Here is a 20695-nt window from a genome sequence, read left to right on the forward strand (position 1 = left end):
ATTATAGACCTCGCTCTGTGACGATCCAAACCGAGGCAGCGCCCTGACTACGAAGCTCTGACACATGGCGCATCAAAACGGTCGCAGGCACGTCGCGGTCAACAACGATCCGGATATCAATTGTGTCACCCGCATTTTGTGCACGGGCGATAATGTCTGGTGTCGTGGTCGGGGCCCCACGGTAAAAAAGATCGCCAGCAGATGTAAGAATGGCAACATCAGGCGGGTCGCGCCCTTCTAGGTCTTCGGTCGAGACTAATTTGACTTGGTCATCAAGCGGCGGTGCCAATGTGCCTGCGATCATAAAAAAGATCAGCATCAAGAACACGATGTTAATGAGGGCGATCGTGGGTTCAGGCCGTGATCTGGCGGATGGGGAACGCAGGGCCATAATCTATTCCAATACTACAATATTGAGATCAGGCAGTTTAGCTAGAACCACCAGCGTATCGACCAAGCGTTGCGCGGTCGCCGTGTCTTTTTGCGGCGCGATCACAACAGTTTGCGTTTCGCTGTTTCGCAGGGCGGTGATGCCATCGTTGAGTGTTGTCAGGTCGAATTCTTGCCCGTTAAGCTGCACCGCATCTTCGGACAGGCGCACGAAGAGTGGGGCGTTGGGGGTTGCTGATCCGGATGTTCCGGCATTTGCCGCAAACAGTTGAATTTCTGAAAACTGCGAGAACGTCGAACTTAGCATAAAGAACAGCAACAGCAGGAAAATGACGTCGATCAACGATGTCATTGAAATGCCTTTGCGTCTGGATTGCGCTGACCGAATAGCCACGATTTATATCTTTCCCTTGTGCGCGTTGATCGGGGAAAAGCGTGCCTCGATTGCGGTTTCGGCCAAGGTCCGTTCGGCAGCGACGCGCCCGTCAAAAAAGGACAACGCCAGTGAGGTCGGCATTGCCACAGCGAGCCCTGCCGCCGTGGTCAACAGCGCAACCCAGATTCCGCCAGCAAGAAGCGATGGATCGACCGAGCTGCCTGCGTTTTGCAGCGCTTGGAACGCGTCGATCATGCCCAAAACGGTTCCGAACAGTCCAAGAAGTGGTGCAATTTGTGCGATACTATCCAGTAGACGAAATCCGCCTTCAAGACGCGTCAGATGGGCGTTTGTGTCTGCTTCGATCCGCGATTGTTTTGCGGTGTCGACCCCGCGCGCAAGGCAAAGCGCCAAAGCGTTCCGGCTTTGCGCCAATGCGGTTTGTGCTTGCACGGGCATGGCGGTGTCCCAATGGGCGACAGCGTGGTTGATTTGTTGGTGGCGTCCGACACCTAGCGCGCCAAATTGCCAGAGTTTCCACAGGATCATGGACAGTGAAATTAGCGAGAGGCCAATCAGAATGGCAACAACCGGCCCGCCCAATTCGTAAATCGCGATAAGCTGCATTTGCACGGTGGCTATGACGGTCATCCCAATACCTCGATGTCTGTGCGGCTTGAAAGGGTGACGGCATCGGTGCAGGCAGTCGGGGTTAAATCGCTGCCTTCGCAGGTGGCTATGCCGTTAATCAAGACTTGCCCGAGGTCATCGCAGGTCAGATGTGGCACGCTGAATTGGCGCACCCGTGGCCGGTTTGAGGGCACGTCGCGCATGTCAAAAAGGGTGAGCCGGTCAACGGCGCCGTCTTTGGTCAGGAGGACCGTTTCGAGTACCAATCCATCGATATCTACGTCCAGTGAATTGGACAGCAGGAATGTTAATTGGCAAGCGTGGTCGCCTTGGACGATGCTATTCAGCTCGACTGAAATGGAGGGCGCGGTTTTCACCGCGTCCTCCTGTGCAATGACAGGTAAAGGCGCGGCCACGAGGGCAGCCGCGACCAAGCGGGTCATTTGCATTCTTGCTGTGCGTGTAAACATCATTAGAATTCATACGCACGTGTCAGGCTGATATCGTAGGATCGCCCTTCGCCCGCGTCACCTGCCAATGAGTTTTGGTATTGGGTATCGAGCAAGTTGTTCACGCGGAACCCGACCTCTATCCCGCGCATTGCACCCGTTTGAACTTGATAATCAACAAACAGGTCATGCACGGTGTAGCTCGCATACTTGTCTGCGGCATAGCTGATCTCGTCAACGAAATTCCCTTGCCAGCCGTATTTCAGGCCAAGGTCTTGGGAGATCCCGCCAACAGTCAAGTTCAAGGAGCGTGCCGGAATGGAGGTTAGTGTTTCGCCCGTTGTCCGGTCTTCACCTCGGACATCGGAATAGGCCGCGCGTGCAAACATTTTATCTGATTGATAAGCTGCTTCGAGTTCCAAGCCGTAGATTTTTGCGGTGTCGATGTTTTCGTAATATGGCGTATCAACTGCGCTATCGCGCGCAATGAGGTCGTCGATTTCAGAGTAGAAGAATGTCGCTTTGACGTCGAAAGCATCGTTTTGGGTCATCAACCCGAGGTAAGAGGCGCTAAGCCCGATTTCGGCGCTATTGGCGGTTTCCGTCGACAGGTCGGGGCTGTTCGGCTCGTCGGCGTCATACGAGAAAATCTCGTCCAATGTGGGTACGCGTTGGGTTTGCGCGATGGAGCCGAAGATGCTGTAGGTGTCATCTAGCTTGTAGTGAACGGCGACTTTCGGGGAGACGGCCACTTCGTCGTAATCTGCAAAGTCCGACCCTGTTGCATCGTTTAAAGAGACAAAATCGGCGCGAATACCTGGAATGACGGTCAGGCGTTCGTTGTAGACAAGCTCGCCCTGCGCGTAGATGCCCAATCGTTGGTCGTTGCCTTCGGGGTGGTGGCCTAACCCGCCAGCAGGGGTGTAGGCGCTGCGGTCTTGGTTGGATAATTGCACGCCTGTTGTCAGGTAGGCCAGATAATTGGCGCCGCTAAATTCGGCAGTGTTCTCGATTTTCAGGCTGGTTGTTTCATAGCCATAGGTTGAATCGCAAAAGAGCGAGGCTTCGGTGCATCCAAAGAACGGGAAGGGGGGTTGCGCGTCGGATTGTTCGACCTGCGTGTTGGAGTAGCTTAGCACCACGTCCAGATCGATGAGGTTGTTCCCGATCACAGGGTTTTCGTAGCGGATCGCTAAAGTGTCGTCGACGATTTTGCGGTCCACAGTGCCAAAGCCAAGCGTGCCTGTTTGGGAATATTCGGTATCGTCGAGCTCGCTATTCCAGCGGGTGTAAGACACGGTAACGGATTGATCCAAACTTTCGCCAAATGACAGGCGCGACTTGATTAGTCCTGACACAGAGTCAAATGCGGACCCGCTGATTTCGGTGCCGTCACCGTCGCTATAATTGTCAGCTTCGCGATAGTTTAATGCAACGAGGTTTTCCATATTTGCGGTAGGGCGTGACGCATAGATCAGTGATGTGGCGAATGCATTGCTGTTGCTGCCGTAAGATAGTCGTGTGCGCAGTGCGTTTTTGCCGTCTGTTAGAAAGTCACCGGCGTCTTTGGTTTCAAAGTTGATGACCCCACCCAATGCGCCCGATCCGTATAGTGTAGAGGATGCTGGCCCGCGTAGCACTTCTACCTGACGGTAAAGTTCTGGATCAGAGAAAAAAGAGCCGAGGCGATATTGTTCATAGTTTTTTGTCGCCCCGTCGACCGTAATAATAATGCGCGATTCATCCGCGTTACCAAGCGACCCGATACCGCGAATGTTGAACGATTCACCCGCGACGCGGCCCGAGCCGATTGCCTGAACACCTGGGACCAGTTCAAAAAGTTCGCCGACTGTTGTGGCTTGTTCGCGGTCGATTTCTTCGTCGCTGATCACTGATACCGCTTGTGGGGTGTCGATTGCCACGTTCCTGTCGCCACCCACGCCCAAGACGATTCGCCCCAGTGGCGTGCCTGCATCGGACGCTGTCTGTGCTATTGCGGCTGTAGTCGAAAGCAGTGTCACAGAGGTTAAAAAAGTAGCGCTTAGCAGTGCGCTTTTGCAATTCGTCATCGGTTTTCCTTCGCCCTTGGCATGGTCATGTTTTGACTGGCTGGCCGGAAATACGCGGTGGCTTGCTGGTTAGTTTTTTTGTTTACTTGACCTCCAGTAGAATAACTTATTAAAACAGTCAAGAATTGGATGGGGTCAAAATTGGTCCATCCAAAATGCCAGCGAACAAACGTAGCCAGCTTGATTGAAACTCGTTTTAACTTCAGACTGGATCCGTTCCTATGCCTCTCGACGCCCTTATCACTGCTTCCGAAATTCGCGAGCAGATTGCGACAAACCCTAAAATGCGCGCTCGCGATCTTGCTGACCAGATCGGCGTGGGCGAGGCCGCGTTGCTGGCGGCGCAGGGTGCGCGCCGCATCACGCCTGCCCCCGATGCGTTAATGCCCGCACTTAAAACATGCGGCCCTGTTATGGCGCTGACCCGCAACAACAGTGCGGTTCATGAAAAGGTGGGTATTTACGATAATTACCATTCTGGCGATCACGCTTCGATGGTGTTGAACACCGACATTGATTTGCGGATTTTCAGCAGTCATTGGGTGCATGGATTTGCTGTCACGACCGATACTGATAACGGGCCACGCCATTCGGTGCAGGTGTTTGATGCGGCGGGTGATGCGATCCACAAGGTTTACAGCCGTGATGGCACGGACATGCAGGCCTTTGAGGCGATGATGAAAACCCTTGCGACTGGAAACACATCCGAGACCATCGACCTGTCTGCGCGTGCGGCGGTTGAGGTGGCTAAAGGCGATGCTGACAAGGCGGATATTTTGCGTCAAGAATGGACCAAGATGTCAGATACGCATCAGTTTATGCGGCTGACGTCGAAGCTGAAGATGAACCGTTTAGGCGCGTACCGCATGGCCGGCGCGCCATTTGTGAAAGCGTTGGCCCCTTGGGCATTGAACGATGCGATTGTGGCTTTGGCGGGTTTGGACGTCGAGATCATGGTGTTTGTCGGCAACCGTGGTTGCATCCAGATCCACAGCGGTCTTGTGCATACGGTCAAGCCGATGGGGCCGTGGCAGAATATCATGGATCCGGGGTTCAACCTGCATCTGCGCGCGGATCATGTGGCCGAAGTTTGGGCCGTTCAAAAGCCTACAAAGCGCGGGCCCGCCTATTCGATCGAGGCGTTTGATCAACATGGTGCGTTGATTTTACAGATGTTCGCTCATCGTAAAGAGACCGGCGCAGTTGATCATTCTGAAGCCTTCCGTGCGTTGGTTGAGACCTTACCCGCGCTTCATGTCGAGGAGGTGTGAGATGGTCCCTGCGTTGAAGTTTAAGATTCCCGTGACGGTGACAGTCGCCGCGATTGCGATTGGCCTTTGTATCACAACCGCCAATGCCGAGGCCGTACAAGCGGAAAGGGTGTTGTCGATTGGCGGATCGGTGACCGAAATTATCTATGCTTTGGGTGAACAGGATCGTTTGATCGCTCGCGACACGACATCGTCTTATCCTGCCCAAGCTGAGGCATTGCCTGATGTGGGCTATATGCGTGCTTTGTCCCCTGAGGGTATTTTGTCGGTCGATCCGCAGCTGATCATTGCGGAGGAAGGCAGTGGCCCACCGGAGACAATCGCGGTGATGCAAGCGGCCAATATCGCGTTTACCACTGTGCCCGAGGGCTTTGATAGCGCGGCGATTGGTGTCAAAATCCGTTCGGTCGCCGAGGCCTTGGGTGTGCCGGAAAAAGGCGAGGCGCTTGCCTTGGATATTGAGGCGCAGATGGCGGCGTTGGACACCACGTCGCAGGCCCCGAAAGATGTGTTGTTCATCTTGTCGATGCAGGGTGGGCGTGTGCTTGCGGCGGGAAAAAACACAGGTGCTGCGGGTATTATTGCGTTGTCAGGCGGTGTGAATGCCATCACCGAATTTGAAGGCTACAAGCCCTTGACCGACGAGGCCATTACGGCGGCGAACCCTGATGTGATCGTGATGATGGACAGGGGCGGGGACCATGCCGCCGAGGACGCAGATCTTTGGGCGAACCCTGCGATTTCGACCACTTCTGCTGCGCAGACGCAAAGTATTGTGCGCATCGACGGATTGCTTTTGCTTGGGTTTGGGCCGCGTACACCCCAAGCTGTAGCGCAGTTGCATCACGCACTTTACGGCGGCCAGTGAGTTATGGTTGCAATAGATACATCCCTGACTGGCATGCGGCGACCCACAGGGGACCGCCGTGAATTGGCGATACGCGTTATTTGGCTGAGTGGGCTTGCCTTGATCGTAACCATTGTGGCCAGCCTCACAGTTGGCGCGTCTGGCACGTCGTTGTTCGCGGCATTGATGGACTGGGTCACGGGACAGGACATTGGCCTGCGAGAGCGGGTCATTCTGTTTGATATCCGCGCACCTCGTACGTTGATGGGCGTGCTTGTTGGTGCATCGTTGGCGGTATCCGGGGCTGTTATGCAGGGGTTATTTCGCAATCCGTTGGCCGATCCGGGATTGGTTGGTGTAAGCGCGGGGGCAGGGCTAGGCGCGATCCTTGCCATCGTCCTAGGCGGAATGTTACCGCCTGCGATTGCATCCCTGACCGGGATCTACACCGTCCCGATTGCCGCTTTCTTAGGGGGGTGGTTGACTACGATGCTATTGTACAAAGTCGCGACAAATCGAGGCCGCACCTCTGTTGCGGTGATGTTGTTGGCGGGGATCGCGGTCGGGGCGTTATCGGGGGCTTTGTCGGGTGTGTTAGTTTACATGGCTGATGATGCGCAACTGCGCGACCTTACATTTTGGGGATTGGGGTCGTTGGCAGGAGCCACATGGGGTAAATTCGCGGTGGCGGCGCCGTTGATTATTCTTTCACTCTGCGCGACACCCTTCTTGGCCAAAGGACTAAATGGGTTGACGTTGGGCGAAGCGACGGCAGAGCATTTGGGTATTCGTGTTCAGCGTATGAAGAATGTGGCGATTCTGACCGTTGCAGGTGCGACGGGTGCGGCGGTTGCTGTCTCTGGTGGGATTGGTTTCGTCGGGATCGTTATCCCGCATCTGCTGCGCCTCGCGATTGGGCCGGATCATCGGTATCTCTTGCCCGCTTCTGCGCTTTTAGGGGCGACCTTGCTGTTGATTGCGGACATGATTTCTCGCGTGATTATTGCGCCTGCCGAGTTACCAATCGGGATCGTCACGGCGACCATTGGTGGGCCATTTTTCCTTTATATTTTGCTGCGTAATCGCGGCATATTGGATATGTGATATGATTGAGGCAGATCTCATAACGGTAACGATCTCAGGAACGAAGATCCTGAACGGGCTTTCGTTCCGAGCGCAAGCAGGTCAGCTGACCTCGATTGTCGGCCCGAATGGATCGGGGAAAACAACGCTATTGAAAGCGATCACAGGTGAAATTCCCTATGACGGAACAATTTCGTTGGATGGGGCGGATATGCGACGTTATTCCAGCACAGCCCTAGCTGCGCGTCGGGCTGTTTTACCGCAAGCCGCCGTCCTTGCGTTTCCTTTCACGGTGCTAGAAGTCATCCGCATGGGGCTGCTGAACGGGCTTCATGGGGGCGATAACAGGCTGCCAGGGCTTGCGCTTGCCCATGTGGGTTTGGCGGGTTTTGAGGGGCGATTTTATCACGATCTCTCAGGTGGCGAGCAACAGCGTTGCCAGTTGGCCCGTGTTTTGGTGCAAGTGTGGGAACCTATACGCGATGGGAAATCTTCATGGTTGTTGCTTGATGAACCCGTGTCGGCGCTCGACATTGGACATCAGTTGGAAGTGATGAAAATCGCGCGTGATTTTACTGATAAGGGCGGAAGTGTGATTGCTGTTATGCATGATCTCAATTTGACAGCGATGTTTTCAAACAGCGTTGCATTGCTAGCAGGGGGGCGCGTGGTCGCTCAAGACAGGCCAGTCAACGTCCTGACCAACGACTATTTATCGGCGGCATATAGATGCGATCTTCGCGTGAATGTTGCACCTGCGGCAATACATTGTCTGCCTTACGTTTTGCCGCATATGGCATCGGTCAAAGGAATTCACTAATCGATGCAAGTTAATGTTTAGTTGAAGGGGGTATAGCAGGCGCTTTCCTAAACAAGGCGCTTGAAATTGTCCAATTGTACCAACCGCGCAGTTCTCAGGCATGCCCATGTCTAAGAGAGGGATCCATAGACATGGGCGAATTCAGTTTTGTTTAGAGCGTCATTTGACTGACTGCCTCACAAACGAAAATATAACGACGCGATGCAGACCAGTCGAATTAAAGCAACAGACCCGTCAAAGAATGGTTAGGTTTATAGGTCCTGTTGAACTTCGTTACTTGCATCGCTGATTGCCGCGCCAGCAGATGATAAATCCTGACCCGCACCCTGAACGGTCTCACACGCGACGAGTGTGACAAGGCCAAAAATCAGTGTTGAGATTCGAATGATATACATTGGGATATTCCTACCAAGAGTTTCACATGGACAACATCAAAGAACCAGATTTAGTTCCAGCTATAAGTGACGTTGCCAGAATCTTCCAATTATAGGGGTAACATTTTAAGAGGCCTTTAGGTGAAATTGAGGTGCCCCTAACTTCCTAGACGCCTGCCTCGTTCATTTTCTGCTGTTTCATTTCATAGTCAACCGGTGACAGCATGCCGTTGTTCGTGTGCTTGCGTGTAGGGTTGTAAAACATCTCGATGTAATCGAACACATCCTGCCTTGCGGCGTCGCGTGTGAGGTATGTTCGCCGCCTAATGCGCTCCCGCTTCAAAAGCTGGAAGAAGCTTTCTGCGACCGCGTTGTCATGACAATTCCCACGTCTGCTCATGCTGGCAACCAGATTGTGTTTGCTAAGGAACGACTGCCACTCTTTGCCAGTGAACTGTGAACCTTGGTCTGAATGGATCATGACTTTTTGCTTTGGTTTGCGCCGCCAAACAGCAGCCAACAAGGCTTGCAAGGCCAGGTCAGTTGTCATGCGAGATTGCATCGACCAACCAACGACACGTCGTGAAAACAGATCGATGACCACAGCGAGATATGACCAGCCTTCACGGGTTCTGATATAGGTAATGTCGGTCACCCAAGCCGCGTCAGGTGCCGCAACCTCAAACTGTCTGTCCAGCGTGTTGTCAGCGACAACAGCAGGTTTGCCGCCATAGCGACCAGGCCGACGCTTGTATCCGATCTGTGCTGTGATGCCCGCAAGGCTAGCCAATCGTGCCACACGGTTCTCGGAGCAGGTCTCGCCAGCATCACGTAGATCATCGGCCAGCTTCCGATAGCCATAGACCTTCTCGCTATCTGTCCATGCTTGGTGGATCAGCTCTGTCTGCCGCGCATCTTCAAGCGCGCGTACGCTTAACGGTTCTTTAAGCCATGCATAGAACCCGCTGAAATGCACAGCCAGCACACGACACATCGACCGCACCGAAAACTCCGCACGATGAGCCTCAATAAACGCGTACCTCACTGAGACTCTCGCGCGAAGTACGCGCGCGGCATTGTCCTCGGACCAATGGCGGACAATTTGCGCCCTTTTTTAAGATTGTGCGTTCCTCGGTGACGCGGGCCAGCTCTCGCTTCAACCGTCTGATCTCAGCAGCCTGCTCCGCAACCTCCGATCTGACACGTGGCGACTTCGCAAATTGCGCCTTCCAAGTGTACAGCGACTTGGTGCTTATCCCCAGCCGCTCGGCGACTTCGCTGACCGCATATCCACGCTCAACAACCTGCGCCACAGCGTCCTGTTTGAACTCGTCTGTAAACCGTATTCCTTTGTTCATATCCGTCTCTCCTTGGTTCCAAAATTACCAAGCAAAGCGTCTACAAATCTAGGGGCACCTCAACTGTCCTAAAAGGCAGGACCACGCCCTTGTGATATGCACACAGGTCCAGGTCCCGTGAGATAAATTCCGGCCCGTAACACCTTCGGAATGATGCTGGTTGAGAGGCTATGACCGCCTGCGCAGCCCCCAAATAGCGCAGCAGGTGGTCATAGCCTCGCCTCAGGTCCCTACAGTGGTTTTTGCAACAAACCACACTGCAAAGGAGACCGACTATGACCGAGATTGTTATTGCACAAGATGCACCAGTTTTAGTGGCCATCGACATCGCCAAAGCACGGCATGAAGTTTTGATAGCCATCCCAGGCAAAAAGCGCCGCCGCCGTTTGACTGTCCTCAACCAAATGGAGGACTTCCAGCGGTTGATCACATCATTGGCCAGTTATGGCCGTCCAGTGCGCGCAGCTTTTGAGGCGACTGGTAATTACCACCGCGCCTTTGCTTATCACCTCGCAACCGCAGGCTTTGAGGTGAAGTTGGTGTCGTCAGTGGCTTTGGCGCGTACCCGGGAAGCTCTGCATAACAGCTGGGACAAGAACGACCCCAAGGACGCTCAGGTCATCCTTCACATGATGGAGATCGGGAATGAGCAGTTTTATCACGACCCACTGGTGTGTGGAACGAACGACATCCAAGAGCTGTCTAAAACCCATGACATCGTGTCCAAGTCAAAGACAGAACTGTGGCACCGCGTACTGACACATTACCTGCCGCTGTATTTCCCCGAAGCCGACCGTTTTCACCGCAGCTCGCGCAGCGACTGGTTCTTTGCATTCCTTGAGCGCTATCCATCACCACACTTTATCTCAGCCATGAGCAAGGACGCATTTACCGCTGACGCCTGGGACGTTGTAGGCCGCAAGGTTGCAAAAGAACGTTTGCTTGCTGACATTTATGAGACCGCCAAAGCATCTGTGGGGCTGCCTGTTGCTCCCGATTCTGACGCGATCGGCATGTTCCGTTTGGTCCTCGGTGAAGGTCGCAGTCTCATCGCGCAACGCAATCAGATTGAGAATCGTGCCGTGGCGCTTCTCAAAGATCTGCCTGACTATCAATTGCTGACATCGGTCCCTGGGATAGGTCCGATTAACGCCCTGACCATTCTGGCGGAAGCAGGTGACCTGCGCCGGTTCGCACATCACCGACAGTTCTTAAAGTTCTGTGGAATGGACCTCGCGACGATCCAATCGGGCACATTCCGGGGCCAAACCAAACTGTCAAAATATGGTAATGCCCGACTGCGCCGGACCCTTTGGATGGCAGGCCAGGTCGCCATTCTGCAGCGGACCAACAGCTTTCGAGACAAGTTCGAACGCTACATCGCGAAGGACCGCCACAACAAACATTTGCGCCGCAAAGCGTATACCGCAATCGCCGCCAAGATGGCCCGTACTGTTCATGGGATCATTAAACATGGCGAACCCTATCGCCCCTTCTTTGAGGGGTGATCGATCGCAGAAGGACCTTTCTCTGTAAGGGCCGTGGAGGCAGGCAACTGACCTCGTAGATAATGTTCAGGCCTTCTGTGTTAGCGACCCGATGATCTCGTCTTAAGGACGGTGAGAGCCGCAAAAGCGTACTCTGTGTTTGTTATGGGAGAGACTGTCGTTGACCAAAAAGCCGAACTAAGCCATGCTTTGAACGTGTTGAGACGCCTCGACACGACAATGACCTGATGCCAAATCAGCCAAATATTCCGCGCATAGGACGTTATCCACGCGAATGGTTTTGGGGTAACCAATCTCAAGACAAAACCTTTCTAAGGAATTTACGACATCTTCGCCGCGATAGCGCAACTTTACATCCAGAACTGGAACGTAGCGACGGACGCGTATCGATGACTGTCAGAACGCGTAATTTGCGAACCATTGCCAGTTGATCGTGCACAAAGTCCATTGCCCAAACATCATTGCTTCTGACAGCATCTTGTCTGTCATCACGTAACTTGGCTATCACATCCCGCCTCGGCGTCTTGTTACGCAATTGAAGCCCTAAATACGGAAAGTTTTCTTGATACTCACATGCTACCCCTCTCTGTGAAATACAAAGTCAACACGGCGATAACCATATCGCACCCGTGTCTCGCAAATCTTTTTAATGCGCATTTTTAACGCGGACGGATCGGTGCGACGCGATTTATAATGAAATGTCGACCGGTCAAACCGCAAAGCACCACACGCTTTTCGGATAGACACACGCCAATCAGAACACATCTCGTCGACAAGCTCACGCTTTCGATCCGACCTCAGAGCTTTCGTTTGATAACGTGCCTCACAACATCTCGCGATCCAACGTCAAATCAGCGACAATTCGTTTCAACCGATTGTTCTCATTTTCCAAATCGCGCAACCGGCGCATCTCTGACGGCATCAGCCCTTCGTGTTTTTTCTACCAGTTGAAATACGTCGCCGGACTTATCCCAGACTTACGGCAAATCTCCGCAACCGTCGTACCATCATTGCCTTGACAGGAAAAACACAGTTACCGACAGTTTCGAACAAATTCGATTGACTCTTAGGACGCCATATAGGACCGGTCTGCGTTCAAATGCTAGACTATTGGCGTGATCAGTGCTTGTAGTGCGCATAAATTGGAGTCCACTATGAAAAAACGTCTCGCATTAGCAATTCTGCTGCTCATCCTTGTTGTGGGTGGCATTGTTGGTTTCAATCAGTTTCGCGACAAAATGATCGCCGAGTTTTTTGCAGGACGCACAGCTCCGCCCGTGGCCGTCTCGGTTGTGACCGTAGACCCGATCGATTGGCGCTCCGGTATCGAGACGATCGGCACGGCGCTATCCGCGCAGGGCGTTGATTTGGCCGTTGAGGCCGCAGGTCTTGTGCGCGAAGTTAATTTTCAAGCCAATGATAAAATAACGCAAGATCAAAAGTTGGTCCAGATCGACGAGCGTATCGAGCGCGCCGATCTAGGCGCCGCTCAAGCTGCCCTTGATCTGGCCGTGACCCAATTAGAGCGTAACAAGACGCTGCAGGAGCGCGGCATCAGCACGACCAACACTGTTGATACTGCCGAAGTGCAGGAAAAAAGCGCGCGTGCACAGGTTGCCAAATTGACTGCCGTGCTGGACCAAAAAGAGATGCGCGCGCCATTTGGCGGCGTGATTGGGATTTCACAGGTCGAGCCGGGCCAATATGTGACCCCCGGCATGATCTACGCGACCTTGCAGAATCTCGAGGAAATGCAGGTCGATTTTACCGTGCCAGAGCAAGACATCAATAAGGTGTCGATCGGCAACACTGTGACCGCCTCTAGCGAAGTGGGCGATCTGACGTTTCAGGGCCGCATCATCGCCGTAGAGCCGCGCGTTGATCCTGTGTCGCGTCTGGTCAGTGTGCGTGCATTGATCGACGACACCAACGGCACCTTGTTTCCGGGGCAGTTTTTGCGCGTCAACGTGAACCTGCCCGTTGAGACCGGCATCCTGGCCTTGCCGCAAACCGCCGTCAGCTCATCGCTTTATGGCGATTCCGTTTTTGTGGTGCGCAGCAGTGAAGACGACGATAAATTGCGGGTGGCGCAGGTGTTCGTAGAGGTCGGTCGCAGAGCAGGGGGGATGGTTGAAATTACCAGTGGCCTGTCCGCCGGCGACGAGGTCGTGAACGCGGGGCAGAACCGGTTGACCGGTGGCGCGGTTGTGGTGATCGACAACACTGTGTCTCCCACATTGGCGACGGAATAGGATCACATCATGAGTTTTTCCGAAATATTTATCCGCCGCCCTGTGCTGTCGTCCGTGCTGGCCGCGTTGATTATTTTGCTGGGTTTGCAGTCGATTATGAACCTGCCCGTGCGGCAGTATCCCGAAGTTGAGGAAACCGTTGTCACGATTACAACCGTCTATCCGGGGGCCGCGCCCGAATTGATTCAGGGATTTGTGACTGCACCCATCGCCTCTGCGGTGGCGACCACGGAAAACATCGACTATGTCACCAGCCAGTCGCGCCCTTCGGCATCAGTTGTGTCGGTGCAGATGAAGCTGGGATCAGATCCGGATGTCGCCCTCACCGAGGTGTTGTCAAAAGTGCAGCAAGTGCGCGGACAGCTACCGGGTGATGCCGAGGATCCTGTGATTTCCAAAGGCACTGGCCAGACATTTGCGTTGATGTATCTCGCGGCGCAAAACCCCAATATGACGCCCGAGCAGTTGACCGAATATCTGGAACGCGTCGTGCGCCCGCGCGTGTCGACCATCGAAGGTGTTGCCGAAATGCAGATCATCGGTGGTGCCAATTATGCGATGCGGGTCTGGATTGATCCGCTGCGGCTGGCTGCACGCGGCGTGACAGCGAGTGAAGTTTTGGGGGCGATCCGCGCTTCTAACTTTTTGTCCGCACCGGGCAAAACCGAAAACGAATACGTGACCTATGCGATCACGCTGGAATCCACCTTGCAAACGGCAGAGGCTTTTGGCCGCCTGCCGATTATAAACACCGGCAACGGTGTGGTGCGGTTGCGCGATGTCGCACGGGTCGAACTGGCGTCGAAAGACCAGAACGAAATCGTCACGTTCGACGGCAAAGGCGGCACTTTTATCGGGATCACCGCGACTCCCGCTGCCAACCCGCTGACCACGGCGCAGGCTGTGATTGCGGAATTGCCTGCGCTGAGCGAAAGTTTGCCCGAGGGTATGACGCTGTCGATGGTGTACGATTCGACCGAGACCATCAGTGCCTCGATCAAAGAGGTGTTCAAAACCATCGCGGAAGCAGTGGTTATTGTTGTCCTGGTGATTTTCCTGTTCCTGGGATCGTTCCGGTCGGTGTTGATGCCTGTGGCCACTATTCCGTTGTCACTGATCGGGGTGTGTACGATCCTTTTGGCGTTGGGGTATTCGATCAATCTGCTGACGCTGCTGGCGATGACGCTGGCGATTGGTCTGGTGGTCGATGACGCGATTGTGGTTGTTGAAAACATTCACCGTCACATCGAAGAGGGCATGACCCCTGCGCGCGCATCTATTGTCGGCATGCGCGAAATCACCGGTCCCGTAATCGCGATGACCATTACCCTTGCCGCTGTTCTTGCCCCGCTTGCCTTTACCGGCGGTCTGACGGGAGCGTTATTTTCGGAATTTGCGCTAACCCTCGCGGGTGCGGTGGTTATTTCGGGCATTGTCGCGTTGACCATCACGCCAATGATGGCGGCACGTTTGCTGAAACATGACAACACCAGCAAATTCCAGCAAGTTGTGGACCGTACTTCTGACCGCGTGTCAAACTGGTACGAGCGGCGGGTTGAATCCTCGCTGGATTATCGCCCTGTGACCATTTTGATGGTGCTTGCCTTGCTTGGTGCGACCGCATTTATGTTTACCAATACCACCACCGAACTTGCCCCCGAAGAGGATCAAGGCGCGCTGTTCGCGTTCCTGAACGGGCCGCGCTATGCGACAACCGATTACACCTCGATGTATATCGACAAGGTCACTGAAGATACTGCCGACATCGCGGAAGTGGACCTTGGATTTTCCATCGCAGGATTTGGCGGCGCGAAGAACACGGGCATCTATATCTGGTCTTTAAAAGACTGGGCAAATCGCGACCGTAGTCAATCCGAAGTGCAGGCAGATATTCAGGCGCGTCTGGGTAAAAATACCGGTTTGGAAGGCTTTGTTTTTGCGCCGCCATCGTTGCCAGGCGCAGGAGGCGGATTGCCTGTATCGCTGGTAATTCAGTCGATCTATGCGCCCGAACGTGTGGTCGAGGTTGCCGAGGAAATCCGCGGCAAAGCGATGGCCTCAGGACGTTTCATCGTTGTGCAAAACTCGCTAAGTTTTGACGCGCCACAGATCACCGTCACCATTGACCGCGAACGGGCGGCAAGTTTGAACGTACCAGTTTCGGAAATCGGTAACACGCTAGCGTTACTGGTGGGCGGCAACGCCGTGTCGCAGTTCGATCTGGATAGCAACAGCTATGATATTATCATGCAAGTCCCTCAAGAATGGCGCAACAACCCCGAGCGTTTGGGACAGTTTTTTGTGCGTTCTTCGACTGGCCAAATGGTTCCCTTGTCCTCTGTAGTATCTGTCAAAACCGGCGCAAGTGCGGCCTCGATCGAGCAGTTTAACCAGTTGAATTCTGCGACATTGACCGCATTGCCATCAATCGGCACCTCAACCGGTGACGGTTTAGCCCAACTCGAAGAAATCGCCTTGGAAGCGCTACCCGACGGATTTTTCCTGGATTACGCGGGCCAATCCCGCTTGGAGGTAGCGCAGGGCAACACGATCCTGCTTGCTTTTGCGGCAGCAGTTGTGGTGATTTATCTGGTGCTGGCCGCACAATTCGAGAGTTTCCGCGATCCGTTCATCATTTTGATGTCGGTGCCACTGTCAATCTTTGGCGCGATTTTGCCGCTGAATCTGGGTCTTGGCACGCTGAATATCTATTCGCAGGTGGGTCTGATTACACTGATTGGTTTGATTACCAAGCATGGTATTTTAATTGTGGAATTTGCCAATCAGCAACGACATGAGCATAATTTGACCCGCCGTGAGGCTATTGTTGCCGCTGCAAAAACCCGACTGCGTCCGATTTTGATGACGACCGCTGCGATGGCGCTGGCTGTTGTGCCGTTGATGATCGCAGAAGGGGCGGGGGCTGCGGCGCGTCAAACCATGGGCTTGGTAATCTTTACAGGTTTGTTAATCGGGACGATGTTTACCCTGTTTGTGGTACCGATGTTCTATACACTGATTTCAAAATCAGATGAAGCGTACCGCAAATCGACGGCCAAGCATGAGAAAATGTTTGCAGATCCTGACGCGGCAAAAGTTGAATAGAGCTACGATGGTGCAGCGGCGCACCATCGTACACTTTCCTATTGTGCCAGCATATTTACCGTGAGCAATACTGCGATTGCAGGTAAAGTCAGCGCATAAGCCACCAGTTGTCTGTCTCATCTTCCACTCATCAGTGGTTACGATGAGCCAAGAACACTCTCTTAGCAATTTACCCTATTTGGACCCATAGGCGCTGACGTCAGACACTTCGAAAGGAGTTTTTAAATCCAAAAATTGGTGCCTGATGCTACTCTCGTGGGTCTGTTTGCAAAGAGGCCGACGAAAGAGTTCGCGGCAGTATTATACCGCTGTGAGCATAATCATAACACCGAAGGTGCCACCTTACCGCCTATATTATAACATTTGTTTCAGTAAAAGGAGCCAAAGTGACATAGCTATACCACAGACAAATGCGTACAATCCGTTCCAATGTAGCCCTACGTGTGTTGGGCTCACCTTCCCGAGAGCGGCGACGAGTAGGACTGAAGCTGTGAATGGCGAGGTCACGCCGCTCAGTGCCCATCCACTAGTAATTGCGCAAACTACGATTGCAGGATCGACCCCAAGCACTTCCGGAGTTGGTAGGAACGGTGCGAACAGGGACACCGACAGGATCGGGTTCATGCCAAATTGTCCCGTTATGGGGACGATCCAGAAAATACAAAGCAACAGCAGCCAGGTCGGCACTGCAGCTAAGTTTGAACCCATTTCTCCCGTCATGAGGGGCGATAAGGTCGCGGCGCCCAACGAACCGATAAAGCCCGCCATTACCAGAATAACAATCTCCGATTTTAATTTAGGTATGTCAGTTGTTGTAAACTCTAGAGCGCGTCGCCCTAGGTTTGGCAAAGTACCTATACGGCTGCTGTGCTGCACTGCGACCCAGATGAGGGCGGTGAGTGGCACGAGGGTCATCACGACACCGAAAATTCGAACCCCTGTCAAAAAGTGTACTACAGCGGTCGACGAAACAAGGGTGGCGAGTAAAAAGTAAAGTGGTTTCATATGGCTAAACCACTGCCCCTCTGCTGGGCCCCGCAGAGGAGGTTGTATCGAAAGACGCGGCTTGAAAGCCGTATCAAGCGCCCAGCCAGTACCGGCAAGGATAAACCCGCTCACGATTGTTAACGGGGCGGCGGCGGACCAAGTTGCACCCGGTACGATCGGCAATGTGATTGCAGAAGCAAAAGCGAGCGGTGACCAAGGCAATGTCGAGATGAAGCCGCGCTGAATGGCGATAAGCACCCTGCGGGTCCGATGTCCTCGAATTTCCAAATTTGGTTCTCGATCTGCGTTTTCTTTGGCGAGCGTTCCCAGGAGGGAAATTGAGCCATATGTGAGTAGAAGGCCAAATAAATTTCCGCCCAACGTGAGTGCGAGATACCGTCGTCCAGGAGGCTGATTGACTAAGAAGCGTCCGCATTCAAGAATGCCGGTGTCGGTGATGGCGGCGCTGCGGATAGTGCTAAGTGCGGTGAAGAAAGCGGCGATAAAGCTGGCACGTGACAGAGCAACGAGAAGCGCATCTTGCCAATCGTCAAGTATAACCATCGCAAGGAAAAGTAATGCTAAGCCAATTGCGAGGAACATCTGCCCTGAGCGTGTAACCTGAGGGGCAAAGCAAACCAGACTGGCCACCATAAACCCTATGGCCAAGTATGACAGGAAAGGGGCGTGCCAGAATTCGGTCGGAATGGTGGTCAAAAGAGTTCCTGCTATCAGGATGCCACCAACGCGATCTCGGCGCGCGCACCCCCCTAGCAAGAGCACACAAAGTAGAAACGCGCTTCCGAGAATTTTAGAATGCTATGTTTAACGCATGCTGTGAGAAAAAAATCTGAATTTTCCATTTCAATCTTTCATTAAGATCCGTGCGGGAGCTGATGGCTGGGATCAACAGCATTTTTGAGAAGCAAAAAAGCATAAGGTCCGAATTGGCCCGCAAGCTTTCGCCCCATTCTGCGTGGCGCCTAACAAGTGTGCATTGTGATTGCCTTGCAATTTTCAACCTTATACGTCATTCATGGAGGTAAAATTTGCAAGGCCAAATATGAAAATTACAGCAAAAGATGTCGCCGAGCGGTGCAATACTTCTACCGCTGCCGTTTCTCGCGCGTTTAGAGCGGAGGCGACAATCAATCCCGAACTAAGGACAGCGATTCTGTCGACAGCAAGGGGATTAGGCTATGCGCCACCAGCGAAACGGACGAAGCGTACGGAGGGACGGAAAACGATTTCAATTGTAGTCGGCGACGTTGCAAATCCGTTTTATCCAAGTGTTCTTGAGAGATTTGCAAAGGAAATTGAGGCCCGCAATCACTATATGCTTGTACACGTCGTGCCTCAGGGCGAGACGGTAGATAGCACCATTTCTCAGGTGCTCAGAAGTGGGTCGGACGCCGCTATTATTGCGTCTGCAAACCTGTCATCGGAACTGGCCAGGCAGTGCAAACTCCGCGGAATGCCAGTACTTTTGTTCAACCGGGTGCAAGCTGATCCCAATTCAAACGCTGTCTGTGCGGATAATTATAATGGCGGCTTATTGGCGGCGAAGCGACTTTTGTCACGTAATTGTACATCCATTGGATTTCTGGGGGGGATACGCGACACCTCTACACATCTGGAGCGCAGGCGCGGTTTTTTGGATGAGTTAGCACGTCAGAATTCTGACCTGACTTTTGAAGGGGAGGGAGCATATAGTTATGATGTTGCATTCGACGTTGTCAGCAACCTTCTGGAAGGTTCGCAGCGGCCGGATGGCCTGTTTTGTGCAAATGATATCATGGCGTTTGCCGCCATTGATGCGGCGCGGCGCATTGGGATGGTCGTTGGGCAAGACATCTCGGTGCTTGGATTCGATGACGTGCCAATGGCGGCATGGACTGCCTACGAGCTCACTACCTTCAGGCAACGCATAGGGCAGATGGTGTCAGATGCTGTCAGTTTGGTTGAGGAGGTGTGGGAGAATCCGGAAACCGAAGGAGCGTTGCGCATGGTCAGATGCGGTCTGGTCGAACGTACGAGCGGATAACTTGCCAGTGAAATATTTCACAATTTAATTTTAATATTGCAGTATATTTCAACATCGCTAACTCTTAGAGTCGTGGAAAGGTTCGTGAAGTTCATTTGCTCTTCCACATTCATGTAAGGAGGAGTGCATCATGAAATTTCCAAGAATATTGAAGCCAGCGGTACTGGTAATGGCTACCGCGATTATGCCATTTTCCGCCGCGGCAGAGGAGCGGCTCGCGTTTGGGGCGACCAACGCACAGAGTGCGCACTATGCGTATTTTGCTGCTCTTACCAAGATCGTGAACCAAGCTTATCCTGACTACCAGGCTTCCATTGTTGAGACCGGTGCCACGGTTGACAATCTCAAGAGGATGGAACGCGGACAGCTTGATATTGGCTTGATTACAACGAGTGCCCTCTACCACGCCAACAACGGCATTAAGACGTTTGAGGGAAACCCTATCGAATCCAAGTTACTCTGGGCTTATTCGCTTGCCCCCCAAAACGTGGTGGTTCGTAAAGATTCCGGAATTACGTCATTGTCCGAATTGGCGGATGCACGATTTGGTCCCGGCATGCGCGGCAGCTCGACCGAAGCTACAGCGTTGGATGTGTTGTCCACGCTTGGTATCGAACCCGATTGGGTGCGCGGCTCGAACAGCGAGCTTGCAGCCGCGATAAAAGACAACCGATCGTCGGGTTTTGTAAAGTCTGCGGTTGGTACCAAATTTGATGCCCTGACGACTGATATTGCAACCTTTACGCCAGTCCAGGTGCTGGGCCTAACCGAAGAGCAAGTGAACACCGTCAAAACTGAGCTACCAGAACTTTCGATTGTTCAAATGCCGGGCGGCGAAATGGAGAACTCTGGTCCCTACACCGCATGGGGCTTTATGATTGGCGTCTCTGCGCGTCCCGACCTGCCTGATGAGGTGGCCTATAATATCGTTAAGGCCGTCATGGAGGATACCGTTGAGCAAGCAACTGCATTTCCTAACGTAAAGGGGCAGAACCTCGCGGAGCTAACACTGCAATATGCCACTTCCAAATTGCATCCTGGTGCGATCCGTTACTTTGAGGACATCGGTCTCACAGTTCCCGATGCGTTAAAGTAAATTAATCAGCCTGACGACGTCTATGTGTGGCGTCAG

At 53.3% G+C, this 20695-nt stretch carries 16 protein-coding genes and 2 pseudogenes; 9 read left to right on the forward strand and 9 right to left on the reverse strand.

What is annotated here, in order from left to right:
* Nucleotide 1: 1 nt before the first annotated feature.
* Genes ACXLHR_RS17225 through ACXLHR_RS17245 form a run of 5 tightly spaced genes read right to left on the reverse strand, consistent with a single transcriptional unit; the run spans nt 2 to nt 3914 of the window.
* Complete coding sequence (locus tag ACXLHR_RS17225; RefSeq protein WP_458792716.1) at nt 2-391, reverse strand: ExbD/TolR family protein; 390 nt, start codon at nt 389-391, stop codon at nt 2-4.
* A 3-nt stretch (nt 392-394) separates the two neighbouring features.
* Nucleotides 395-784: an ExbD/TolR family protein gene (locus ACXLHR_RS17230; protein WP_458792717.1), complete on the reverse strand. Its 390-nt coding sequence runs from the start codon at nt 782-784 to the stop codon at nt 395-397.
* Nucleotides 785-787: 3 nt separating this feature from the next.
* Nucleotides 788-1417: a MotA/TolQ/ExbB proton channel family protein gene (locus ACXLHR_RS17235; protein ID WP_458792718.1), complete on the reverse strand. Its 630-nt coding sequence runs from the start codon at nt 1415-1417 to the stop codon at nt 788-790.
* Nucleotides 1414-1839 carry a hypothetical protein gene (locus ACXLHR_RS17240; RefSeq protein WP_458792719.1) on the reverse strand — a complete coding sequence of 142 codons (426 nt, stop codon included), beginning with the start codon at nt 1837-1839 and terminating at the stop codon, nt 1414-1416. The genes ACXLHR_RS17235 and ACXLHR_RS17240 overlap by 4 nt, the downstream gene beginning before the upstream one ends.
* A gap of 29 nt (nt 1840-1868) precedes the next feature.
* On the reverse strand, nt 1869-3914 hold the full coding sequence (locus ACXLHR_RS17245; protein ID WP_458792720.1) for a TonB-dependent receptor domain-containing protein: 2046 nt from the start codon (nt 3912-3914) through the stop codon (nt 1869-1871).
* A 221-nt stretch (nt 3915-4135) separates the two neighbouring features.
* Between ACXLHR_RS17245 and ACXLHR_RS17250 the strand changes: the two genes are divergently transcribed.
* Genes ACXLHR_RS17250 through ACXLHR_RS17265 form a run of 4 tightly spaced genes read left to right on the forward strand, consistent with a single transcriptional unit; the run spans nt 4136 to nt 7935 of the window.
* Complete coding sequence (locus tag ACXLHR_RS17250) at nt 4136-5185, forward strand: hemin-degrading factor (protein ID WP_458792721.1); 1050 nt, start codon at nt 4136-4138, stop codon at nt 5183-5185.
* 1 nt (nt 5186) lies between these two features.
* The gene (locus tag ACXLHR_RS17255) at nt 5187-6053 is read left to right on the forward strand and encodes a heme/hemin ABC transporter substrate-binding protein (protein WP_458792722.1); all 867 of its coding nucleotides are present in this window, start codon (nt 5187-5189) and stop codon (nt 6051-6053) included.
* Nucleotides 6054-6086: 33 nt separating this feature from the next.
* Nucleotides 6087-7136 (forward strand): FecCD family ABC transporter permease, encoded by a 1050-nt coding sequence (locus tag ACXLHR_RS17260; protein WP_458792723.1) that lies wholly within the window; start codon nt 6087-6089, stop codon nt 7134-7136.
* A 1-nt stretch (nt 7137) separates the two neighbouring features.
* Nucleotides 7138-7935, forward strand: coding sequence for a heme ABC transporter ATP-binding protein (locus ACXLHR_RS17265; RefSeq protein ID WP_458792724.1), 798 nt, complete (start codon nt 7138-7140; stop codon nt 7933-7935).
* Between the two features lie 251 nt (nt 7936-8186).
* On the opposite strand, the gene ACXLHR_RS17270 is transcribed toward ACXLHR_RS17265, so the two are convergent.
* Nucleotides 8187-8330, reverse strand: coding sequence for an entericidin A/B family lipoprotein (locus ACXLHR_RS17270; RefSeq protein ID WP_458792725.1), 144 nt, complete (start codon nt 8328-8330; stop codon nt 8187-8189).
* 145 nt (nt 8331-8475) lie between these two features.
* Nucleotides 8476-9667: pseudogene (locus ACXLHR_RS17275) on the reverse strand (IS3 family transposase).
* 275 nt (nt 9668-9942) lie between these two features.
* Here ACXLHR_RS17275 and ACXLHR_RS17280 point away from each other — a divergent pair.
* Complete coding sequence (locus ACXLHR_RS17280; RefSeq protein WP_458790809.1) at nt 9943-11175, forward strand: IS110 family RNA-guided transposase; 1233 nt, start codon at nt 9943-9945, stop codon at nt 11173-11175.
* A gap of 264 nt (nt 11176-11439) precedes the next feature.
* Here ACXLHR_RS17280 and ACXLHR_RS17285 read toward each other — a convergent pair.
* Nucleotides 11440-12208 (reverse strand): annotated as a pseudogene (locus ACXLHR_RS17285) (transposase); the annotation flags it as partial.
* 121 nt (nt 12209-12329) lie between these two features.
* Between ACXLHR_RS17285 and ACXLHR_RS17290 the strand changes: the two are divergent.
* Both ACXLHR_RS17290 and ACXLHR_RS17295 read left to right on the forward strand, forming a co-directional pair.
* A complete protein-coding gene (locus tag ACXLHR_RS17290) occupies nt 12330-13427 on the forward strand; it encodes an efflux RND transporter periplasmic adaptor subunit (protein ID WP_458792726.1) in 1098 nt (365 codons plus the stop codon).
* 9 nt (nt 13428-13436) lie between these two features.
* Nucleotides 13437-16532 carry an efflux RND transporter permease subunit gene (locus ACXLHR_RS17295; RefSeq protein ID WP_458792727.1) on the forward strand — a complete coding sequence of 1032 codons (3096 nt, stop codon included), beginning with the start codon at nt 13437-13439 and terminating at the stop codon, nt 16530-16532.
* Nucleotides 16533-16886: 354 nt separating this feature from the next.
* On the opposite strand, the gene ACXLHR_RS17300 is transcribed toward ACXLHR_RS17295, so the two are convergent.
* Nucleotides 16887-18236: a hypothetical protein gene (locus tag ACXLHR_RS17300; RefSeq protein ID WP_458792728.1), complete on the reverse strand. Its 1350-nt coding sequence runs from the start codon at nt 18234-18236 to the stop codon at nt 16887-16889.
* A gap of 346 nt (nt 18237-18582) precedes the next feature.
* Between ACXLHR_RS17300 and ACXLHR_RS17305 the strand changes: the two genes are divergently transcribed.
* Together ACXLHR_RS17305 and ACXLHR_RS17310 are read left to right on the forward strand one after the other, a co-directional pair.
* The gene (locus ACXLHR_RS17305) at nt 18583-19563 is read left to right on the forward strand and encodes a LacI family DNA-binding transcriptional regulator (RefSeq protein WP_458792729.1); all 981 of its coding nucleotides are present in this window, start codon (nt 18583-18585) and stop codon (nt 19561-19563) included.
* A 130-nt stretch (nt 19564-19693) separates the two neighbouring features.
* Nucleotides 19694-20659: a TAXI family TRAP transporter solute-binding subunit gene (locus ACXLHR_RS17310; protein WP_458792730.1), complete on the forward strand. Its 966-nt coding sequence runs from the start codon at nt 19694-19696 to the stop codon at nt 20657-20659.
* Nucleotides 20660-20695 lie beyond the last annotated feature (36 nt).

The organism is Yoonia sp. MH D7, from assembly GCF_054439475.1.

What these genes read in the sequence shown, in the direction of transcription:
- ACXLHR_RS17255 (WP_458792722.1), top strand. Translation starts at nt 5,187, where the DNA reads ATGGTCCCTGCGTTGAAGTTTAAGATTCCCGTGACGGTGACAGTCGCC.
- ACXLHR_RS17280 (WP_458790809.1), top strand. Translation starts at nt 9,943, where the DNA reads ATGACCGAGATTGTTATTGCACAAGATGCACCAGTTTTAGTGGCCATC.
- ACXLHR_RS17225 (WP_458792716.1), bottom strand. Translation starts at nt 391, where the DNA reads ATGGCCCTGCGTTCCCCATCCGCCAGATCACGGCCTGAACCCACGATC.
- ACXLHR_RS17265 (WP_458792724.1), top strand. Translation starts at nt 7,138, where the DNA reads ATGATTGAGGCAGATCTCATAACGGTAACGATCTCAGGAACGAAGATC.
- ACXLHR_RS17245 (WP_458792720.1), bottom strand. Translation starts at nt 3,914, where the DNA reads ATGACGAATTGCAAAAGCGCACTGCTAAGCGCTACTTTTTTAACCTCT.
- ACXLHR_RS17235 (WP_458792718.1), bottom strand. Translation starts at nt 1,417, where the DNA reads ATGACCGTCATAGCCACCGTGCAAATGCAGCTTATCGCGATTTACGAA.
- ACXLHR_RS17310 (WP_458792730.1), top strand. Translation starts at nt 19,694, where the DNA reads ATGAAATTTCCAAGAATATTGAAGCCAGCGGTACTGGTAATGGCTACC.
- ACXLHR_RS17290 (WP_458792726.1), top strand. Translation starts at nt 12,330, where the DNA reads ATGAAAAAACGTCTCGCATTAGCAATTCTGCTGCTCATCCTTGTTGTG.
- ACXLHR_RS17295 (WP_458792727.1), top strand. Translation starts at nt 13,437, where the DNA reads ATGAGTTTTTCCGAAATATTTATCCGCCGCCCTGTGCTGTCGTCCGTG.
- ACXLHR_RS17240 (WP_458792719.1), bottom strand. Translation starts at nt 1,839, where the DNA reads ATGACCCGCTTGGTCGCGGCTGCCCTCGTGGCCGCGCCTTTACCTGTC.
- ACXLHR_RS17260 (WP_458792723.1), top strand. Translation starts at nt 6,087, where the DNA reads ATGCGGCGACCCACAGGGGACCGCCGTGAATTGGCGATACGCGTTATT.
- ACXLHR_RS17270 (WP_458792725.1), bottom strand. Translation starts at nt 8,330, where the DNA reads ATGTATATCATTCGAATCTCAACACTGATTTTTGGCCTTGTCACACTC.
- ACXLHR_RS17305 (WP_458792729.1), top strand. Translation starts at nt 18,583, where the DNA reads ATGAAAATTACAGCAAAAGATGTCGCCGAGCGGTGCAATACTTCTACC.
- ACXLHR_RS17250 (WP_458792721.1), top strand. Translation starts at nt 4,136, where the DNA reads ATGCCTCTCGACGCCCTTATCACTGCTTCCGAAATTCGCGAGCAGATT.